This is a genomic window from Streptomyces sp. NBC_01460 (assembly GCF_036227405.1).
Classification (GTDB): Bacteria; Actinomycetota; Actinomycetes; order Streptomycetales; family Streptomycetaceae; genus Streptomyces.
The window spans coordinates 6,667,801-6,684,724 of record NZ_CP109473.1 but is presented as its reverse complement, the minus strand read 5'-3'; the positions used below and the strand labels follow the sequence as shown (position 1 = coordinate 6,684,724).

At 73.6% G+C, this 16,924-nt stretch carries 15 protein-coding genes; 8 read left to right on the top strand and 7 right to left on the bottom strand.

Annotated features, from left to right (window positions below):
* Positions 1 to 27 precede the first annotated feature (27 nt).
* A complete protein-coding gene (gene treZ / locus OG488_RS30105) occupies positions 28 to 1,788 on the top strand; it encodes a malto-oligosyltrehalose trehalohydrolase (RefSeq protein WP_329234372.1) in 1,761 nt (586 codons plus the stop codon).
* Between the two features lie 97 nt (positions 1,789 to 1,885).
* Here the strand turns inward: treZ and OG488_RS30100 are convergent, their stop codons facing one another.
* On the bottom strand, positions 1,886 to 3,016 hold the full coding sequence (locus OG488_RS30100) for a M24 family metallopeptidase (protein WP_329234367.1): 1,131 nt from the start codon (positions 3,014 to 3,016) through the stop codon (positions 1,886 to 1,888).
* Positions 3,017 to 3,108: 92 nt separating this feature from the next.
* Positions 3,109 to 3,735, bottom strand: coding sequence for a nucleoside/nucleotide kinase family protein (locus tag OG488_RS30095; RefSeq protein ID WP_329234364.1), 627 nt, complete (start codon positions 3,733 to 3,735; stop codon positions 3,109 to 3,111).
* An 82-nt stretch (positions 3,736 to 3,817) separates the two neighbouring features.
* Here OG488_RS30095 and OG488_RS30090 point away from each other — a divergent pair, with 82 nt between their 5' ends.
* On the top strand, positions 3,818 to 4,204 hold the full coding sequence (locus OG488_RS30090) for a VOC family protein (RefSeq protein WP_329234360.1): 387 nt from the start codon (positions 3,818 to 3,820) through the stop codon (positions 4,202 to 4,204).
* A 45-nt stretch (positions 4,205 to 4,249) separates the two neighbouring features.
* On the opposite strand, the gene OG488_RS30085 is transcribed toward OG488_RS30090, so the two are convergent.
* The 4 genes from OG488_RS30085 to OG488_RS30070 all read right to left on the bottom strand — a co-directional run bounded on the left by OG488_RS30085 (position 4,250) and on the right by OG488_RS30070 (position 8,206).
* Positions 4,250 to 5,155: a LysR family transcriptional regulator gene (locus tag OG488_RS30085; protein ID WP_329234357.1), complete on the bottom strand. Its 906-nt coding sequence runs from the start codon at positions 5,153 to 5,155 to the stop codon at positions 4,250 to 4,252.
* 30 nt (positions 5,156 to 5,185) lie between these two features.
* Positions 5,186 to 6,379 carry a glycine C-acetyltransferase gene (locus tag OG488_RS30080; RefSeq protein ID WP_329234354.1) on the bottom strand — a complete coding sequence of 398 codons (1,194 nt, stop codon included), beginning with the start codon at positions 6,377 to 6,379 and terminating at the stop codon, positions 5,186 to 5,188.
* A 44-nt stretch (positions 6,380 to 6,423) separates the two neighbouring features.
* Positions 6,424 to 7,452: an L-threonine 3-dehydrogenase gene (tdh, locus tag OG488_RS30075; protein ID WP_329239115.1), complete on the bottom strand. Its 1,029-nt coding sequence runs from the start codon at positions 7,450 to 7,452 to the stop codon at positions 6,424 to 6,426.
* 301 nt (positions 7,453 to 7,753) lie between these two features.
* On the bottom strand, positions 7,754 to 8,206 hold the full coding sequence (locus tag OG488_RS30070) for a MarR family winged helix-turn-helix transcriptional regulator (protein ID WP_329234351.1): 453 nt from the start codon (positions 8,204 to 8,206) through the stop codon (positions 7,754 to 7,756).
* 142 nt (positions 8,207 to 8,348) lie between these two features.
* Between OG488_RS30070 and OG488_RS30065 the strand changes: the two genes are divergently transcribed.
* Together OG488_RS30065 and OG488_RS30060 are read left to right on the top strand one after the other, a co-directional pair.
* Positions 8,349 to 8,822, top strand: a complete 474-nt coding sequence (locus OG488_RS30065) for a MarR family winged helix-turn-helix transcriptional regulator (protein ID WP_329234348.1) — start codon at positions 8,349 to 8,351, stop codon at positions 8,820 to 8,822.
* Between the two features lie 162 nt (positions 8,823 to 8,984).
* On the top strand, positions 8,985 to 10,577 hold the full coding sequence (locus OG488_RS30060; protein ID WP_329234345.1) for an MFS transporter: 1,593 nt from the start codon (positions 8,985 to 8,987) through the stop codon (positions 10,575 to 10,577).
* Between the two features lie 63 nt (positions 10,578 to 10,640).
* Here OG488_RS30060 and OG488_RS30055 read toward each other — a convergent pair whose 3' ends face one another.
* A complete protein-coding gene (locus OG488_RS30055) occupies positions 10,641 to 11,477 on the bottom strand; it encodes an alpha/beta fold hydrolase (RefSeq protein ID WP_329234342.1) in 837 nt (278 codons plus the stop codon).
* Positions 11,478 to 11,672: 195 nt separating this feature from the next.
* Between OG488_RS30055 and OG488_RS30050 the strand changes: the two genes are divergently transcribed.
* From OG488_RS30050 to OG488_RS30035, 4 genes are all read left to right on the top strand, one after another.
* Positions 11,673 to 14,087: a GTPase-associated protein 1-related protein gene (locus tag OG488_RS30050; protein WP_329234340.1), complete on the top strand. Its 2,415-nt coding sequence runs from the start codon at positions 11,673 to 11,675 to the stop codon at positions 14,085 to 14,087.
* Between the two features lie 95 nt (positions 14,088 to 14,182).
* Positions 14,183 to 14,659, top strand: coding sequence for a hypothetical protein (locus OG488_RS30045; RefSeq protein WP_329234338.1), 477 nt, complete (start codon positions 14,183 to 14,185; stop codon positions 14,657 to 14,659).
* A 41-nt stretch (positions 14,660 to 14,700) separates the two neighbouring features.
* Positions 14,701 to 15,423, top strand: a complete 723-nt coding sequence (locus OG488_RS30040) for a GntR family transcriptional regulator (RefSeq protein WP_403917854.1) — start codon at positions 14,701 to 14,703, stop codon at positions 15,421 to 15,423.
* Positions 15,424 to 15,621: 198 nt separating this feature from the next.
* Complete coding sequence (locus tag OG488_RS30035) at positions 15,622 to 16,923, top strand: amidohydrolase family protein (protein WP_329234335.1); 1,302 nt, start codon at positions 15,622 to 15,624, stop codon at positions 16,921 to 16,923.
* Position 16,924 lies beyond the last annotated feature (1 nt).

Genomic DNA, 16,924 nt, shown 5'->3' with positions numbered 1-16,924 from the left:
ATCAGGTTCATGGACGAGGAGTGCTGGATGCAGTTCGAGGTGTGGGCCCCCGAAGCCGGGTCGGCCGTGCTGTGCACGGCGGGCGGGCGCCGTCCGATGGAGCACTCCCCGGGACGAGCCGGCTGGTGGACGGCGGAGACCGAGGCGGCGGACGGCGACCGTTACGGCTTCTCGCTCGACGACGGCCCCGTCCTGCCCGACCCGCGTTCCCGCCGCCAGCCGGACGGGCCCGACGGCGAGAGCGCGGTCGTGGACCACGAGGCGTACGCCTGGCGCACCACCTGGGCCGGGCGCGGGCTGCCCGGTGCCGTCCTGTACGAGCTGCACGTCGGCACGTTCACGGAGGCGGGCACCTTCGACGCCGCGGCCGAGCGCCTCGGCCACCTGGCGGACCTCGGCATCACCCATGTCGAGCTGATGCCCGTCTGTCCGTTCCCGGGCACGCACGGGTGGGGCTACGAGGGGGTGTCGCTCTGGGCGGTGCACGAGCCGTACGGCGGCCCGGAGGGGCTGAAGCGTTTCGTCGACACGGCGCACGGGCTGGGTCTCGCGGTCCTCCTGGACGTGGTCCACAACCATCTGGGCCCCTCGGGCAACTACCTCCCGGCGTTCGGCCCGTACTTCACGGACACGCACCACACGCCCTGGGGCTCGGCGGTGAACCTCGACGCCCCCGGATCGGACGAGGTGCGCGCGTATCTGCTGGGCAGCGCGCTCGCCTGGCTCCGGGACTACCGTCTGGACGGCCTGCGCCTGGACGCCGTCCACGCGCTGGCCGACGGCCGGGCGCTCACCTTCCTGGAGGAGCTCTCCACGGCGGTCGACGCCCTGGCCTCGGAGCTAGGCCGGCCACTCACGCTCGTCGCCGAGTCCGACCTCTGCGATCCCCGTACGACGACCCCGCGCACGGAGGGCGGCATCGGGCTCCACGCCCAGTGGAACGACGACTTCCACCACGCCCTGCACACCGCGCTCACCGGCGAGTCGCAGGGCTACTACGCCGACTTCGCGACGGCACCGCTGAGCGCTCTCGCCAAGACCGTGACCAGGGCGTTCTTCCACAACGGCACGTACTCCAGCTTCCGCGGCCACGTGCACGGCCGCCCCGTCGACGCGACCCGTACGCCCTCCCACCGCTTCGTCGGCTACGCCCAGACGCACGACCAGATCGGCAACCGCGCCCTCGGTGACCGGCTCGCCGCCGGGCTCTCCCCCGGGCTCCAGGCGTGTGCGGCGGCGCTCGTGCTCACGGGACCCTTCACGCCGATGCTCTTCATGGGCGAGGAGTGGGGCGCCCGCACACCGTGGCAGTTCTTCACCGACCACACCGACCCGGAGCTGGCCCGGGCCGTGCGCGAGGGCAGGCGGCGGGAGTTCGGGGCGCACGGCTGGGCGGAGGAGGACATCCCCGATCCGCAGGACCCGGCCACCCGGGCCCGTTCCTGCCTCGACTGGAGCGAACCGGAGCGGGAGCCGCACGCCCGGCTGCACGCCTGGTACCGCGAGCTGATCGCCCTGCGCCGTACCCTGCCGGACCTCTCCGATCCGGACCTGGCGTCGGTCAGGACGGCGTACGACGAGGAGGCGCGGTGGATCGCCTACCGCAGGGGCGACCTGCGGATCGTGGTCAACCTCTCCGGGAAGCCCGCGGCCGTCCCGCTGGGCGCGGGCCGCCACCGGAGGGGCGGGGGACGGGTGCTGGCCGCCTGGGAACCCGCCGAGGCCCCGGGAGCCGACGGCGGGCTGCACCTGCCGCCGGAGTCGTGCGTGGTGCTGGCCGACGACTGACCGGACGGTCCAGCTCCGTTCGCGCGAGGCAGCCCTCGATGCCGTCGACGGGAGGGGCCGGGGTCCGGGCGGGCCCCGAACCCCGCGGCAGGGGGCCCTACTCGACGACGGCCAGTTCGCGGGCGGTGGTGTTCAGCCGCCTGCCCCCGCTCTCCGTGACCGTCACGATGTCCTCGATGCGGACGCCGAAGCGGCCCGGGAGGTAGATGCCCGGCTCCACGGAGAAGCACATGCCCGGCACCAGCGGCAGCTCCTCGCCCTCGATCATGTAGGGCGGTTCATGGGTGGTGACGCCGATGCCGTGGCCCGTGCGGTGGATGAAGCGTTCGCCGTAGCCGAACTCGGTGATGACGGCGCGGGCGGCCCGGTCGATGTCCTGGCAGGCCGCTCCGGGCCGCACCGCCCGGCAGCCCGCCTCCTGGGCCTCCCGTACGACGTCGTGGACCCGCTGTTCCTCGGCGGTGGGCTCCCCGACGTGCACCGTGCGGGAGGTGTCGGAGCCGTAGCCGTGCATCAGCCCGCCGAAGTCGAGGACGACCATGTCGCCGCCCTCGATGGTGCGCTCGCCGGCCTCGTGGTGCGGGTTGGCGCCGTTCGGACCGGACCCCACGACGGTGAAGTCGACCTGGGAGTGCCCGTGTTCCAGGAGGAGGGCGGCCAGGTCCGCGGCCACGTCGCTCTCCCGGCGGCCGGAGAAGCGGACCTTCAGGATCTGCCCGTAGACCGCGTCGGCCGCGGCCCCCGCGGCGGCGAGGCGCTCCAGCTCGGCCGCGTCCTTGACCGCGCGCAGCATCGGCAGGGCCTCGGTGAGCGAGGCGTAGGAGGTGTCGGGGAGGAGCGCGTGGAGTGCCAGGAGGTGCAGCGCCCAGGCGTTGTCGCTGATCCCGAAGCGCCCCTTCGCGTCCAGCAGTCCGGCGGTCAGGCCGTACGGGTTCGCGGCGTCGGTCCAGTCCCGGAGGGTCAGGGCGGGGGCGCCCGCCGCACGTTCCGCGTCCGCCGCCTCCAGGGCCGGGACGACGAGGACGGGGTCCTGGCCCGCCCTGAGGACGAGCAGGGTGAGGCGCTCGGTGTCCGCGGTCGGCCGGTAGCCGGTGAGATGGACCATGTCGGGCCCCGGTGCGACGAGGACGCCTGCCAGGCCGGCCTCGTCGGCGGCCTCGGCCGCGCGGATCATCCGGGCCCGGTAGTCCTCGGCGGTGAAGGGCACGGGCTGGTCGGTGCTGGGCATGGGGACCTCCTGGCGGGCGACGCGGCACTCTGCATCCTGCCCGTCGGCAGGGGTGGACGCGAGCGGGATTCAGGGCAACACGCGGGCCCGCCTCAGCGGAGCCGTACGACGAGGTCGGCCCGGCCCCTGTGCCTCTCGACGAGCCGCGCGTTGCGCTCGTCGGAGCCGGCGACCCAACGCTCGGCGTACGGGCGGGGCTTGCCGAACCGCACGTGCCGGTCCACGAGCCTGCTCACCCGCAGCTCCGGGTCGGCGTCCAGGAACCACGCCTCGTCCAGCAGCCCGCGCACCGGCGCCCAGGCCCCCTCGTCCAGCAGCAGGTAGTTGCCCTCGGTCACGACGAGCGGGGTGTCCGCGGGGACGCACACGGACCCGGCGACCGGCTCCTCCAGCGCCCGGTCGAAAGCGGGCGCGTAGACGGGGTGCGGCCCCTCGGGACGGCGCAGCCGCCGGAGCAGCGCCGCGTATCCGGCGGCGTCGAAGGTGTCGGGCGCACCCTTGCGGTCCGCCCGCCCGAGGCGTTCGAGCTCCGCCCCCGCCAGGTGGAAGCCGTCCATCGGGACGAGGACGGCGAGGCCTTCGAGCGCCTCGACGATGCGGGCGGCCAGCGTGGACTTGCCCGCGCCGGGAGCGCCCGCGATGCCGAGGACGCGGCGGTGGCCGCCCTGGGCCAGGCGGCGGGCGCGTGCCGTCAGCGCGGCGAGGTCGCTCGTGTCCATGGCCGGCATTCTCCCCGTCCGCACGGGTCCACGTTAGTGTTACGTATAACTCCATCCATCGCTCCCGACGACGAGGATCCCCATGTCCCACATCGCTCTGGTCACGCTGGTCGTCAGCGACTACGACGAGGCCCTCTCCTTCTACACCGGCGCCCTCGGCTTCGAGCTGGTGGAGGACACGGACCGGGGCGACGGCTCCCGCTGGGTGGTCGTGCGGCCGCGCGGCACCTCGGGCACCGGCCTGCTGCTGGCCCGCGCCAAGGACGAGGCGCAGCGGGCGAGCATCGGCGCGCAGACGGGCGGCCGGGTCGGCTTCTTCCTGCACACGGAGGACTTCGCAGGCGACCACGCCCGGATGCTGGCCGCCGGGGTGCGTTTCCTGGAGGAGCCGCGGCACGAGGTCTACGGCTCCGTCGCGGTGTTCGAGGACCTCCACGGGAACCGGTGGGACCTGCTGCAGCCCGCCTGAGCTCCGCCCCGCCCGCCCGGCGGCCGGGCGTGCGGCGCACGCGCGTCACACCGGTCCGGCCGCCGTGACCAGCGCGTCCAGGACCGGCTTGATCAACGGGTGTCCCTCCGCTCCCTGCCGTACCGCGGCGAACACGCGCCGGGTCGGGGCGACGCCCTCGACGGGCCGCACGACGACCCGGCCGAGCTCCGTGCCGCGGAGCGCCGAGCGGGGCACCAGCGCCACTCCCGCGCCCGCCCCGGCCAGCGCGACCACCGCGTGGAAGTCGTCCGACGAGTGCTCGAGCCGGGGTGCGAAGCCGGCGTACTCGCAGGCCAGGACCACCACGTCATGACACGGATTGCCGGGGTACGGGCCGATCCACACCTCCTCGGCCAGATCGGCCACGGACACGTGGTCCTGTCCGCCGAGGCGGTGGCCGACCGGCAGCACCGCGTCGAAGGGCTCGGAGTACAGCGGCACCCGGGTCAGCCTGCGGTCGTCGACCCCGGGCGCTCCCCGGTATTCGACGGCGACCGCCACGTCGACCTGCCGGTCCAGCACCATCGGCACGCTCGCGTCGCCCTCGGCGTCCTGCACCCGCACCCGGATCCCGGGTGCGGTACGGGTCAGTTCGGCGATGGCCGGGGCGAGGACGAGCCCGATGCCCGTGGCGAAGGCGGCGACGGTGACCGTCCCCGCGACGCCCGCGCCGTACTCCGCGAGCTCCGCCTCGGCCCGTTCCAGCTGGGCGAGGACGGCGTTGGCGTGGGTCAGCAGGATCTCCCCCGCGGCGGTCAGCCGGGCACCCCGCGCCCCGCGCTCCACCAGCCGGTGACCGGTCTCCTGCTCCAGGGCGGCGAGCTGCTGGGAGACGGCTGAGGGGGTCAGGTACAGCGCGGCGGCCGCGGCGGTCACCGTACGGTGGTCCGCCACCGCACGGAGGATCCGCAGCCGCCGGGCATCGATCATGTGCTCATTGTCCCAGGTCGCGGGGTGTCCCTACGCCTCCAGCGCGGACCGCGCGTCGACGAACGCGTCCACGGCCCGGTTGACGTCGTCGGTGGAGTGGGCCGCCGAGAGCTGCACGCGGATACGCGCGGCCCCCTGCGGGACGACGGGGTACGAGAACCCGATCACGTACACACCGCGCTCGAGGAGCAGCTCCGCCATCCGGCCTGCCTTCGCCGCGTCCCCGATCATCACGGGGGCGATGGCGTGGTCGCCGGGCAGGATGTCGAAGCCTTCCTCGGTCATCCGGGAGCGGAAGAGCGCGGTGTTGGCGTTGAGCCGCTCGCGCAGCTCGCCCGCGGACTCCAGCAGGTCGATGACCTTGAGGGAGGCGGCGGCGATGACCGGGGCGAGCGAGTTGGAGAAGAGGTACGGGCGCGAACGCTGGCGCAGCAGCGCGACGATCTCGGCGCGCGCGGCGACGTAACCGCCGGACGCGCCGCCCAGGGCCTTGCCGAGCGTGCCGGTGATGATGTCGACGCGGTCCATGACGCCGTGCAGCTCGGGGGTGCCCCGGCCGCCGGGGCCGACGAAGCCGACGGCGTGCGAGTCGTCGACCATGACCATGGCGCCGTAGCGGTCGGCGAGGTCGCAGATCTCGGCCAGGGGGGCGAGGTAGCCGTCCATGGAGAAGACCCCGTCGGTCACGACGAGCCTGCGGCGGGCCCCGGAGGCCTCCTTGAGCTGCTGCTCCAGGTCCGCCATGTCGCGGTTGGCGTAGCGGTAGCGCTTCGCCTTGGAGAGGCGGATGCCGTCGATGATGGAGGCGTGGTTGAGGGCGTCGGAGATCACCGCGTCCTCCGGGCCGAGGAGGGTCTCGAAGACTCCGCCGTTGGCGTCGAAGCAGGAGGAGTAGAGGATCGTGTCCTCCTGGCCGAGGAAGGAGGAGAGCCGCTGCTCCAGCTCCTTGTGGACCTCCTGGGTGCCGCAGATGAAGCGGACGGACGCGAGCCCGTACCCCCAGCGGTCCAGTGCCTCGTGGGCCGCGGCGACGACCTCGGGGTGGTCGGCGAGACCCAGGTAGTTGTTGGCGCAGAAGTTGAGCACCTCGCCCGCGCGGCCGCCGGCCGTGACGGCGACGGTCGCGGACTGCGGGGTCCCGATGACGCGCTCGGGCTTCTGGAGCCCGGCGTCGCGGATCTCGTCGAGGGTGGTGCGCAGGTCGTCGCGTACGGAATCGAACATGAAGGAGGTCTCCCAGGTGGATACGGAGGTGCGTACGAGGAGCTTCAGGCGGCCCAGTCCAGCAGTACCTTGCCACCGAGTCCGCTCGCGGCGTCGTCGAACGCGGCTTCGAAGTCGCGGTAGCCGTACCTGCCGGTGATCACCGGGGCGAGATCGAGCCCGCCCTCCAGGAGCACGGACATGGCGTACCAGGTCTCGTACATCTCGCGGCCGTAGATGCCCTTGATGGTGAGCATCGAGGTGACGACCCGGGACCAGTCCACCGGGAATTCCGCGGAGGGCAGGCCCAGCATCGCGATCCGCCCGCCGTGCGTCATGTTCGCGATCATGTCGCGCATGGCCTCGGGGCGGCCGGACATCTCCAGGCCGATGTCGAAGCCCTCGCGCAGCCCGAGGAGGCTCTGACCGTCGGCGACGCTCTGCTCGCCGACGTTCAGGGCGAGGTTCACCCCGACCTTCCTGGCCAGTTCGAGCCGGGCCTCGCTGACGTCGGTGATGACGACGTTGCGGGCTCCCGCGTGGCGTGCGACGGCGGCGGCCATGATGCCGATGGGGCCCGCGCCGGTGATCAGCACGTCCTCGCCGACCAGCGGGAACGAGAGCGCGGTGTGCACGGCGTTGCCGAACGGGTCGAAGATCGCGGCGATGTCGAGGTCGACCTTGTCCCGGTGCACCCAGACGTTGGAGGCGGGCAGGGCCAGGTACTCCGCGAACGCTCCGTCCCGGCCGACCCCGAGCCCGAGCGTGGAGCGGCACAGGTGCCGGCGCCCGGCGAGACAGTTGCGGCACTTCCCGCAGACCAGGTGGCCCTCGCCGCTCACCAGGTCACCGATCTTGATGTCGACGACGTCCGCGCCGATCCCGGCGACCTCACCGACGAACTCGTGGCCCACGATGAGGGGCGTGCGCACGGCCTGCTGCGCCCATCCGTCGTAGTCGCGGATGTGCAGGTCGGTGCCGCAGATCCCCGTACGCAGCACCTTGATCAGCACGTCGCCGGGACCGGTCTCCGGTTCCGGCACGTCCATCAGCCGGAGTCCCGGCTCGGCCTTGTGCTTCACGAGTGCCTTCACAGCTGCGGCTCCCTGTACCTGGTGCGTGTGGATGCCCCGGGCCGAGGGCATGCCGAAGACGGCCTGCGGCCCGGGGTTGCGGGGGATGTACGGCGGACGGGACAGGGCCGGCCGCCCCGGCTCCGCGCTCTGCGCCGTCACTGAGAAATGTCCCGCACCACGGCGCTCAGGTCCATCGAGGATTTCTTAAGCGCTCCCGTAGATCCTCTTCAGGCCCGGCCGGGGGTCCGCTCCGGGGCGCCGGCCCGGCCCGTCCGGAGGCGCGGTCCGGGAGACCGGCCCGGACGCCGCACGCCCGGTGTCAGGGCCGGGGCCAGGGACGTCCGTCGAGGCTCTCGATGTCGCTGTTGAGGCGCTTGAGGCAGGCGGCGAGGACGCTGACCTCGTCGGGCGACCAGTCGGCCATGACCCGCTCCAGGCCGCTGATGTTCTCGGCCCGTTCCGCGTCGAGAGCGCGCTCGCCCACGGCGGTGATGCGGAACTTGCGGGCGATGCCTCCGTCGGGGTCGGGGATGCGGTCGACGAGGCCGCCCCGCAGCATGGCGGCGGTCTGCCGGTTCAGGGTGGAGGCGTCGAGCCCGAAGGCGTCGCTGAGCTGCCCGATGGACATCGGGCCCTCCATGCGGATCCGGCTGAGCAGGGTGTAGGCGCTGCGGTCGAGGGAGCTGCCCCGTCTCGACCGGGGCGCGCCCAGCTGGAGGTGCCGTCCGAGCAGCATCGTCTCGAACTCGATCAGGTGCGTCGGCTTGTCCATGGTTCTTCTCTCGACCGCCTTCGTGGCGCACTGGCGCTTCGGCTCGGGGCTCTCCACGGCACATATACCACTGGGGCCCGCGGGCATGACGCGACATTTAAGTATGTTGACATAGCTATTGCTCCGTACCTATGCTGGCTCCATGCCCGGCCCCTCCGCGCCCCACCAGGACGTCGACCACGTAGCCTCCGCGCTCGTGGCGTCCCTGCCTGCGCTGCACCGGGGCCTGGAGCGGCAGGTCGCGCACGGGTTCCCGCATCCCCGGCTTCCGGACGGCCAGTTGGCGCTGCTCCTCCTCGTCGAGGAGCGCGAAGGGATCACCGTCCGGGAGACGGCCGAAGCCCTGCTGATGAAGCCGAACAACGTCAGCGCGCTGGTCTCCCAGCTCACCGACCAGGGGCTCCTGGAGCGCCGGCAGGACGCGGCCGACAAGCGGATCGCCCATCTCCACCCGACGGCCACGGCCCGTGAGCGGCTCGCCGAGGCGCGGACGCTCAAGGAAGCCCACCTGGCCCGTGTGCTGCACACCCTCACCGAGGGAGAGCTCGACGCTCTCGGTGCCGCCCTGGGCGCACTCGCGTCACTGAACCGGCACCTCCACTCCCCCGCCGGCTGACTCCGCTCCGCACCTGCCCCGACCGCGCCCCGAGCACGGCCGGGCCCTGAGCGCGGCCGGGCCCTGAGCAAGGCCGGGGGTGGGTGCTGCCCCGTGGCCCTCCCGTCATTCCGTCATTCCGACGTTCCGACTTCGCCGACGTTCCACAGACAAGGCTTCCGCATGTCCTCCACCACCATGGACACCACCTCCCTGCCCGAAACCGGCCCACCCGCCGCGCCCAGGGGCAGGCGGGCCAATCCCTGGCTGACCCTGATCGCCGTGGCCATCGGTCTGTTCATGGTCAACCTCGACGCCTCCGTCGTCGCGATCGCCAACCCCGAGATAGGCCGCGACCTCGACGCGTCCACCGCCGACCTGCAGTGGGTCACCAACGCCTACCTGATCGCCATGGCCGCCCTGCTGATCCTCGGCGGCAAGCTCGGTGACCGCTTCGGGCGGCACACGGTGTACATGGTGGGCACCGTCGGCTTCACCCTGGCATCGGTCGCGATCGCCCTCTCCGGTTCCATCGAGGGCGTCATCACCTTCCGTGCCGTCCAGGGCCTCTTCGGCGCCCTGCTGATCCCCAACACCCTCGGCCTCCTGCGCGCGGTCTTCCCTCCCCGGAAGTTCGGTATGGCCGTGGGCCTCTGGGCCATGGTGGCGTCCTGCTCCACCGCTCTCGGCCCGATCGTCGGCGGCCTGCTCATCGAGCACGTCAACTGGGAGTCGGTCTTCTACATCAACGCGCCCATCGGCGCCGCCGCGCTGCTCTTCAGCCTGTTCGTCCTCCCGAAGAGCAAGGACTCCACCGGTCACCACCGCTTCGACGTGGCCGGCGTGGTCCTCCTCGCCGTCGGTCTGGTCGCCCTGATCTTCGGCGTGGTCAAGGGGGAGACCTGGGGCTGGAGTTCGGGCGGGACGCTGGGATCGATCGCCGCGGGACTGGTCGTGCTGGCCGGCTTCTGCCGGTACGAGTCCCGCCGCGCGCACCCGTTGCTGCCGATGCGCCTCTTCCGTAACCGTTCGCTGGCCATCGGCACGCTCGTCACCGCGATCAACTTCTTCGTGATGCTCGGGGTCATCTTCTTCGTGATGCTGTACCTGCAGAACGTGCGCGGCTTCTCCCCGGTGGAGGCCGGAGTCCGCACCCTGCCGTTCAGCCTCGCCACGGTGGTGGCGGCGCCGCTCGGCGCGGCGCTGACCCAGCGTTTCGGTCCGCGGCTCACCATGCCGGTCGGCATGGCTCTCCAGGCCGCGGCCGCCCTGTGGATGCTGACCTGGGAGGCAGGGTCCTCCTACGCCGCGATGTGGCCGCCGTTCCTCGCCATCGGCCTCGGCGTCGGCATGGTGATGGCCGCGTCCTCCGATTCCATCGTCGGCAACGCGCCACGGAAGGACGGCGGCGTCGCGGGCGGTCTGCAGGCCACCTCGCTGCAGATCGGCGGTGCGCTCGGCACATCCGTGCTGGTCTCCCTGATCAGCGGCACGGTGGGCTCCACCCTCACCGGCGAACTGACCTCCGCCGGGGTCCCCGCAGAGGCGGCCGCCGGCTTCGGGGAGGCCGCGGACGCGGTGTCCATGGGGGTCGCGCCCGTGTCGGCGGACATGCCGGCGCAGCTCAGGGCCGCCGTGATCGAGGGCAGCGGCAACGCGTTCATGAACGGCATGCACAGCGCCCTGGTCGTCACCGCGGCCCTGTGCGTGGCCGGCGCGCTGCTGTCCGCGTTCGGTATGCGCCGCCGCACCGGACCGGTGGGCGCGGAGGGCTGAGGGCGGCCCCGACCGGCCGGGTGCGGGAGCGCCTGCGAGCGCCCCGCCTCCGGCCGGACTCCGTCACGGCAGGGGGACGAACTCCCTGACGGCCTCGCTCAGCCGCCGCGGCTGGTCCTCGGGGATGAGGGTGAAGCTGTCGGCGACCGTGACCAGTTCGCCCTGGGGCAGCAGGTCCGCCAGCCTCCGGCCGTGGTCGGGCGGCATGACCTTGTCCTCGGAGGCCCAGACGACGAGCGCCGGCCGGTCGAAGGTGCGCAGCGCGTCGGCCCACCTCAGGAGTTCGTCCCGGGGCGGCACCCCGAGCACGTACGCCCGGAGGTCCCGCCGGATGGCGGCCGAGGTCCACAGGGGCCGGAACCACTCGTCCATCACCTCGTGCGGGACCGGCCGCTTGCTCATCCACCCCCAGGTGACCGGCAGCCGTCGCATCGGCTTCAGCTTCAGCAGGGAGAAGGCGAACCGCAGACCGCCGGGCATTTTCGCGAGGGCGAGGAGGTTCCCGCCCGGCAGGCCGGGCGGGAAGTTGTCGAATGCCTCGCAGGACGTGATCACCAGCCGTCCGATCCGCCCGTCCCGGCCGTCCGCGACGAGTGCCTGTGCCCCGCCCCAGTCGTTCATCACCAGCGTGACGTCCCGGAGTTCCAGCTCGTCGAGGAACTCCGCCACCAGATGGGCGACCCCGAGAACGGTCAGATCGGCGTCCGGCCTCATCGGCCTGCGGTGGCCGCCCAGGGGCAGCGTGGGCACGACACACCTGAAGTCGGAGCGCAGATCCGCGACGACATGGCGCCAGAGCGAACCGTTCATCGCCACCCCGTGCAGCAGGACCACGACGGGCCCGTCGCCGCCCGTGTCCTCGTACTCCACCACTCCCGCGGAAAGCATCACCTCGGTCATACGGCCAACCTAGAGCTGCCTCGTGCGGCATGGGGTCCAACGGGCCGTCAGGGCTTGATAACGTCGCCCGCACGACTGCGGAAAGCTCCCCGCCGGGGTCGTCGCTCCGCCGGCCGGGCCGCACCGACAGGGCGGCGAGCGGCGGCCGGTGCGCGTGACGGGGACGCACGTGGCAGGGACGATGAGGGCCTACGCATGAGCCTCCCGCAGTTGCACTACACCTCCGTCACGTCCGGGGACGGGGAGCCGGCCGGCCGGTTCACCTCCGTCGACCCCGCGATACCCGGGCCGGTGCGCGCGGAGGCCGCACCGCTCCTGGCGTACGAGGCTCCGGAGGGCACCCCCGAGCGGCTCACCGACGCCCGGGTCCGCGCGCTGCCCGTGGCGTTCGGTTTCGTCCTGCTCTCCGACGGCAGCCATCTGCTCAGCCGTACGGTGGCCGCGGGCGCGGGCGGGTTCCACGCCCACGCCGTGCACCTGCCGCCCGGTACGCCGATACCCGGCCGGGTGCTCCCGGTCGCCGCGTGGGGAGCGGCGGGATGGCTCTCCGCGACGCCGGACCGGGTGCTGCCCGACCCCCTGACCTCGATGTCCACCGCGCAGGCTCCGGCTCAGGGGCTCACCCGGGAGAGCCTCGGCGACTTCGCGGTGTCCCGCAGTCCGTGGCTCGCCGCCGTGCTGAGCGACCTGCGCCGGGTGAGCGAGGACCCGTCCGCGCCGCCGGTCGTGCTCGTGGAGCGGCAGAGCGCGGACGTGGCCCGGTGGGTCGCGCTGGCGACCGCCGTCCTGCCCCGTGAGCACGCCGAGCGGCTGACCTTCGTCACGTACACGAGGCATCCGGGACGCACCGCGCACCAGGTCGTCGGGGTGCTGCCCGAGGACGCGCCCGACGCCCGTGACCCCCGCTTCCGTGTGCACGCCGCCTCGGGCCCCCGTCCCTCCGGGGTGGTGGACGACGCCTGGGCCGGGACCGCCGCCCGAATCTGGCGCAGCCGGGCCCCCGAGCTCTTCCGGGAGGCGGCGGAGCTGCCGGGCGAGCCCTTCGCCGCCGGTCCGCTCGCCGTCACGGCGCTGGGCGCGGGCATCGCGCTCGGGTCCGACGAGCGTGCCGCCGCGGCCAGTTGGGCGGCCGAGCGGCCGTACGCGCTGGACGAGAAGGGCATCCGGCAGCTGACCGACGCGCTGACCGCGCCCGCGGACGACCGTACGGCCGCGGAGTGCGCGGCGGCCCTCCGGCTGTTGACGGCGCTCGACGGCCGCAGCCCCGCCGCCGTCACCGCGCCGCTGGCCGCACTGCTGGTGACCCAGGCGGTGCGGGGCGGCGACGTGGCCCTGGAGCCGCCGGCGCGCTCGGCGTTCGAGGAGCCTGCCGGGGAACGCGCGCTCGCCGCGCTGGTCGAGGAGCTGGGTGACGAGCTGCTGGCCGAGCTCGCCGCCGGGGTGCCCCGGGGCGTCGCACGGACCGTGCAGCTGCTGCGGATCGTGCGGCTGCTCGGCATCGACTGCGCGGAGCTGCTTCCGGACGTCGTGGGCCGGCTGGCCCGCGCACTGCTCGACGACCCCGGGGCGGGTGCGTGCCGCGCCCTGCTGGACCTGATGGACGAGCAGTTCGACGTCCGTACGGCGCTGCTGGGTGAGCTGGACCGGCTGGCCCCGGACCACCCCGGGGACACGGAGCGGCTGCTGACCCGCGTGGCCCTGCCCTTCACCGGGACGCAGGCCCTGCCGCATCTGCGGATGTGCGCCGAGGCGCCCGGCGCGAAGGCGCGGGGCGGGGACCGGGTGGGGGTGCTGCACACGGTGCTGCGTGCGGCGGGCATGTCCCCGTTCGCGGAGCCGCTGGTGCTGAGGACCGCGGCCGGCCTGGTGTGGGGCGAGGAGACCCCGACGGCGGCCGAGGCCCGCTCGCTGCTGGGCGAGACCACGTCGGACGCCCACCGCACGGCGGGCACCTGGCAGACCCTGGTCGACGCCGCGCTCGCCGCCCCCCAGGACGACGAGGACGCCCCGGAGCTCGCCCACGACCTGCTGCGCGGCTTCCCGCAGGAGATCGGGGCCCGCGTACGGGCGTGCCTGATGCTGCTGGACTTCGCGCGGGACATGCGCGCGGGGACGGCGGAGCCCGGCTGGGCGGACCACGCCCGGACGCTGCGGTCCCGGGCCGAACCGGTGGAGCCCCTGGCCCTGGAGCACGCCTACGGCGCCCTCGCCGAACGGCTGCTCTCCCCGGACCGTCCGGAGGCGGAGCTGTACGCCTTCGTGCACAGCGGCGACGAGGACCTGATCGCGGCGTACGGCAGGGCCGCCCGCCGCGACGCGGTGGTGGCCCTGCTGCGGGAGGATCCCGCGTACGTGGCGGACTGCTTCACCGTGTGGAACGCCCACCCGCACGCGGGCACCGCCTGGACCGGGACCCGGACCGCCCTGCTGGAGGAGGTGCTGCGCCCCGCGGTGCGCGGCCTCTCGTCCGAGGCGCTGGCCGCGGTGGAGGGTGCGGTGGAGCGCGAGGGAAGCCCGCGCACGGTGGAGGCGTTCCGGGCCTGGAACCGGCCGTCCCGCTCCATCGGACGCCTCGGCCGACGCATCGTGGGGCGGGTGCGCAGGGGATGACGAGGTCGCTGGGGGCGCCGCGCGGCAGGTACCGTGGGACGTTCTGATCTCGTGTGCCTCCTGGTGGGCTGCGTGACACCCCAGGAGGAGACGGCATGACGACGAACCGCGGACGCAAGGACGTGATCCGGGACCGGATGGCCGCGACCGGCGAGTCGTACAACGTCGCCGCGCGGAACCTGAAGGCGATGAAGGACATGGGCGCGACCCGTGACGCCCTGCTCGTCCAGCGGTGGCGTCCCGCGGAGTCGCTGGACGTGCCGTGTCCGTGCGGCGGCACGTGCGAGCCGGGCGAGAAGTGCGATCACTGCCATGCCCGGCACCTGCACGTGAAGCGCTACCCGGGCAGCGTCACGGACGTGGAGGTCTGGGCCGACCGCTACGAGTGCATGGGCTGTTCCTCCTCGTACACGCTGACCGTCCGCCTGGCCGGGCGGCCGTGGGGTGTGGCCGAGACCGTGGTGCAGGGCGGCTCGGCGGAGGAGGTCGTGCGGGCCCGGGTGTTCCCCGGGGTGGCCCATCCCCTGCTGAGGGCCGAGGCGACCGCGGAGTCCGGGTCCGACGAGGACTGACTGTTCTATTCTTCGCCCGGGGCATGCCGGGTGAGGGACGAATGAAGGCGGACAAGGTGGCGGACGGCAGCGGGACCGGATCGGCGGCCCGCGAGGGCGGTTCGCGCACACCTGCGGTGGCCGGCGCCGCCTCGCTGAGCGCGCGGGCCCGTGAAGCCGTCCTGCAGCGCATCGTCGACCGGCGCTACGCGCAGGGCGCCCGGCTCGTCGAGCGGGAGGTCGCCGAGGAGCTGAGCATGTCCCGGGTGCCGGTGCGCGAGGCGCTGCGGGCGCTGGTCACCGAAGGGCTCCTCGAACTGCTCCCCCACAGCGGTGTCCGTGTGCGCCGCCTCGAGTACGCCGACGTCGACCACCTGTACGAGGTCTGGGAGCCCCTGGCCGTCCAGGCGTCGCGGCTCGCGGCGCGGGCCGTGGCAGCGGGCGGCACCGGGGAACTGACCGCCCTGGAAGCCACCCTCCGGCAGGCCGAGTCGGCCGCGGCGTCGGACGAGGGGCCACGCGAGGTGGCCGCCCACACGGCCTTCCACGAGGGTGTCGTGGCCCTGGCCGGCAACCCGCTGCTCGCCCGCACCATGGAACAGCTGAGCTGGCAGCTCCAGCTGCTGTTCGGCCTGCGCGAGGAGCCGGCGCACATGCGGGCGCAGCACGCGGAGATGTACCGGCACATCTCCGCGGGCGACGGGGAGGCCGCTGCGGCCAGCACGCTGCTGCACGTGCGTGACAGCCGGGCCGTCGCCCTGCGCTCGCTGTTCGGGGACGGCTGACCGGCCCGCGCGCGCCGACAGTGCTCCCGCACACCAGGCGCTCTTGTATACCAAAGACCGAAGAGCGCATCCTCCCCCGAGAGCCACATTGGTCTCCACCTGCCCATTTCCCCCGTTCGCAGACATGACCCTTGCCCGCCGCCGCCCCCTTGGTATACAAACTGGGAAGCCCTCGGCCCTCTCCCCCAAGGAGCCCTCATGTGCGTCGAAGCCATCCCCCCGCCCTCCGGCAGGCTGACCCGCCGCGGCGTCCTCGCCGGTGCGGCCGCCCTCGCCGGGACCATGGCCGCGGCCGCCCCCGCGACGGCCGCCCCCACCAACCGTGACGCGGCGTCGGCCGCCGGGCGGAGCGCCTCCGGCGGCCCGGCGCGCGGCGGCACGCTGGTGATCGAGGGCGGCACCCTGCTCGACCCTGCCACCGGCGACGTCACCGAGAACGCCGTCGTCGTCATCGAGGACGGGACCGTGCGCGCGGCCGGTCCGCGCGGCAGCGTCACCGTCCCCCGGGGCGCCGACACCCTCGACGCGCACGGCCGCTGGGTCCTGCCCGGCCTGATCGACGCGCACATCCACCTGAGCACCGCCGCCGAGGCCCGCGACGCCGTGCGCCAGGGCGCGACCAGCGCGCGCAGCGGATCGACCTCCTTCTACCAGGACATCGCCGTCCGCGAGCTCGCCCGGCACAGCCCCGGCCTCGCTCCCCGGCTGACCGCCGCCGGCATCTTCGTCACCCCGGACCTCGGGGAGACGGTGCTCGCAGATCCCGATCTCACGCCGCTCGCCCGCCTCGAGGACGGCGTCCGTTCCGCCGAGGCCCTGCGCCGCGTGGTGGAGGTCAACGTCGCCCGCGGTGCGGACGTCATCAAGACGCGGGTCAACGAGCGCGCCGGGCTGCCCGAGCAGGATCCGCTCACGCAGGTGTACTCGTACGAGCAGCTCTCGGAGATCGTCGGCGCGGCACGGCGTCGCGGCAAGGGCGTCCTCTGCCACAGCTACAGCGAGCGCGGCTGCCACGACGCGGTCACCGCCGGCATCCGCTCCCTGGAGCACGGCGTGTTCGTCGGCGAACGGACCCTGGGCGAGATGCGCCGCAGGGGCACGTACTTCACGCCCACCCTCACCGCCATCGCGGGCCTGGCCGACTCCGCCGACCCGGTCCTCGCGGAGCGGGGGCGCACCTATCTCCCCGTGCTGAAGCGGGCCGTGCTGGCCGCGCACGAGCTCGGCGTCCCGCTGGCCGCCGGCACCGACTCGTCCGGTGGCACGGTCCGCCCGATCGGCCGGGAGGTGGAGCTGATGCGCGCGGCCGGGCTGTCCGCGCTGGACGCGATCCGCACGGCCACGACCGGCGCGGCTCGGCTGCTCGGACTGGAGCGCACGGCGGGCCGCCTGGCGCGCGGTTTCGCCGGTGACGCGATCCTCCTGGACGGCGATCCGCTCGCCGACGTCACGCTCCTCAAGCGGCCGGTACGGGTCGTCCGGGCCGGCCTGGCGCTCTGAC

Coding starts and splice junctions, on each gene's coding strand:
- OG488_RS30035 (WP_329234335.1), top strand. CDS start 15,622: ATGTGCGTCGAAGCCATCCCCCCGCCCTCCGGCAGGCTGACCCGCCGC.
- OG488_RS30040 (WP_403917854.1), top strand. CDS start 14,701: ATGAAGGCGGACAAGGTGGCGGACGGCAGCGGGACCGGATCGGCGGCC.
- OG488_RS30065 (WP_329234348.1), top strand. CDS start 8,349: ATGCCCGGCCCCTCCGCGCCCCACCAGGACGTCGACCACGTAGCCTCC.
- OG488_RS30100 (WP_329234367.1), bottom strand. CDS start 3,016: ATGCCCAGCACCGACCAGCCCGTGCCCTTCACCGCCGAGGACTACCGG.
- OG488_RS30060 (WP_329234345.1), top strand. CDS start 8,985: ATGTCCTCCACCACCATGGACACCACCTCCCTGCCCGAAACCGGCCCA.
- OG488_RS30085 (WP_329234357.1), bottom strand. CDS start 5,155: ATGATCGATGCCCGGCGGCTGCGGATCCTCCGTGCGGTGGCGGACCAC.
- OG488_RS30055 (WP_329234342.1), bottom strand. CDS start 11,477: ATGACCGAGGTGATGCTTTCCGCGGGAGTGGTGGAGTACGAGGACACG.
- OG488_RS30050 (WP_329234340.1), top strand. CDS start 11,673: ATGAGCCTCCCGCAGTTGCACTACACCTCCGTCACGTCCGGGGACGGG.
- OG488_RS30090 (WP_329234360.1), top strand. CDS start 3,818: ATGTCCCACATCGCTCTGGTCACGCTGGTCGTCAGCGACTACGACGAG.
- OG488_RS30080 (WP_329234354.1), bottom strand. CDS start 6,379: ATGTTCGATTCCGTACGCGACGACCTGCGCACCACCCTCGACGAGATC.
- treZ (WP_329234372.1), top strand. CDS start 28: ATGCAGTTCGAGGTGTGGGCCCCCGAAGCCGGGTCGGCCGTGCTGTGC.
- OG488_RS30070 (WP_329234351.1), bottom strand. CDS start 8,206: ATGGACAAGCCGACGCACCTGATCGAGTTCGAGACGATGCTGCTCGGA.
- OG488_RS30045 (WP_329234338.1), top strand. CDS start 14,183: ATGACGACGAACCGCGGACGCAAGGACGTGATCCGGGACCGGATGGCC.
- OG488_RS30095 (WP_329234364.1), bottom strand. CDS start 3,735: ATGGACACGAGCGACCTCGCCGCGCTGACGGCACGCGCCCGCCGCCTG.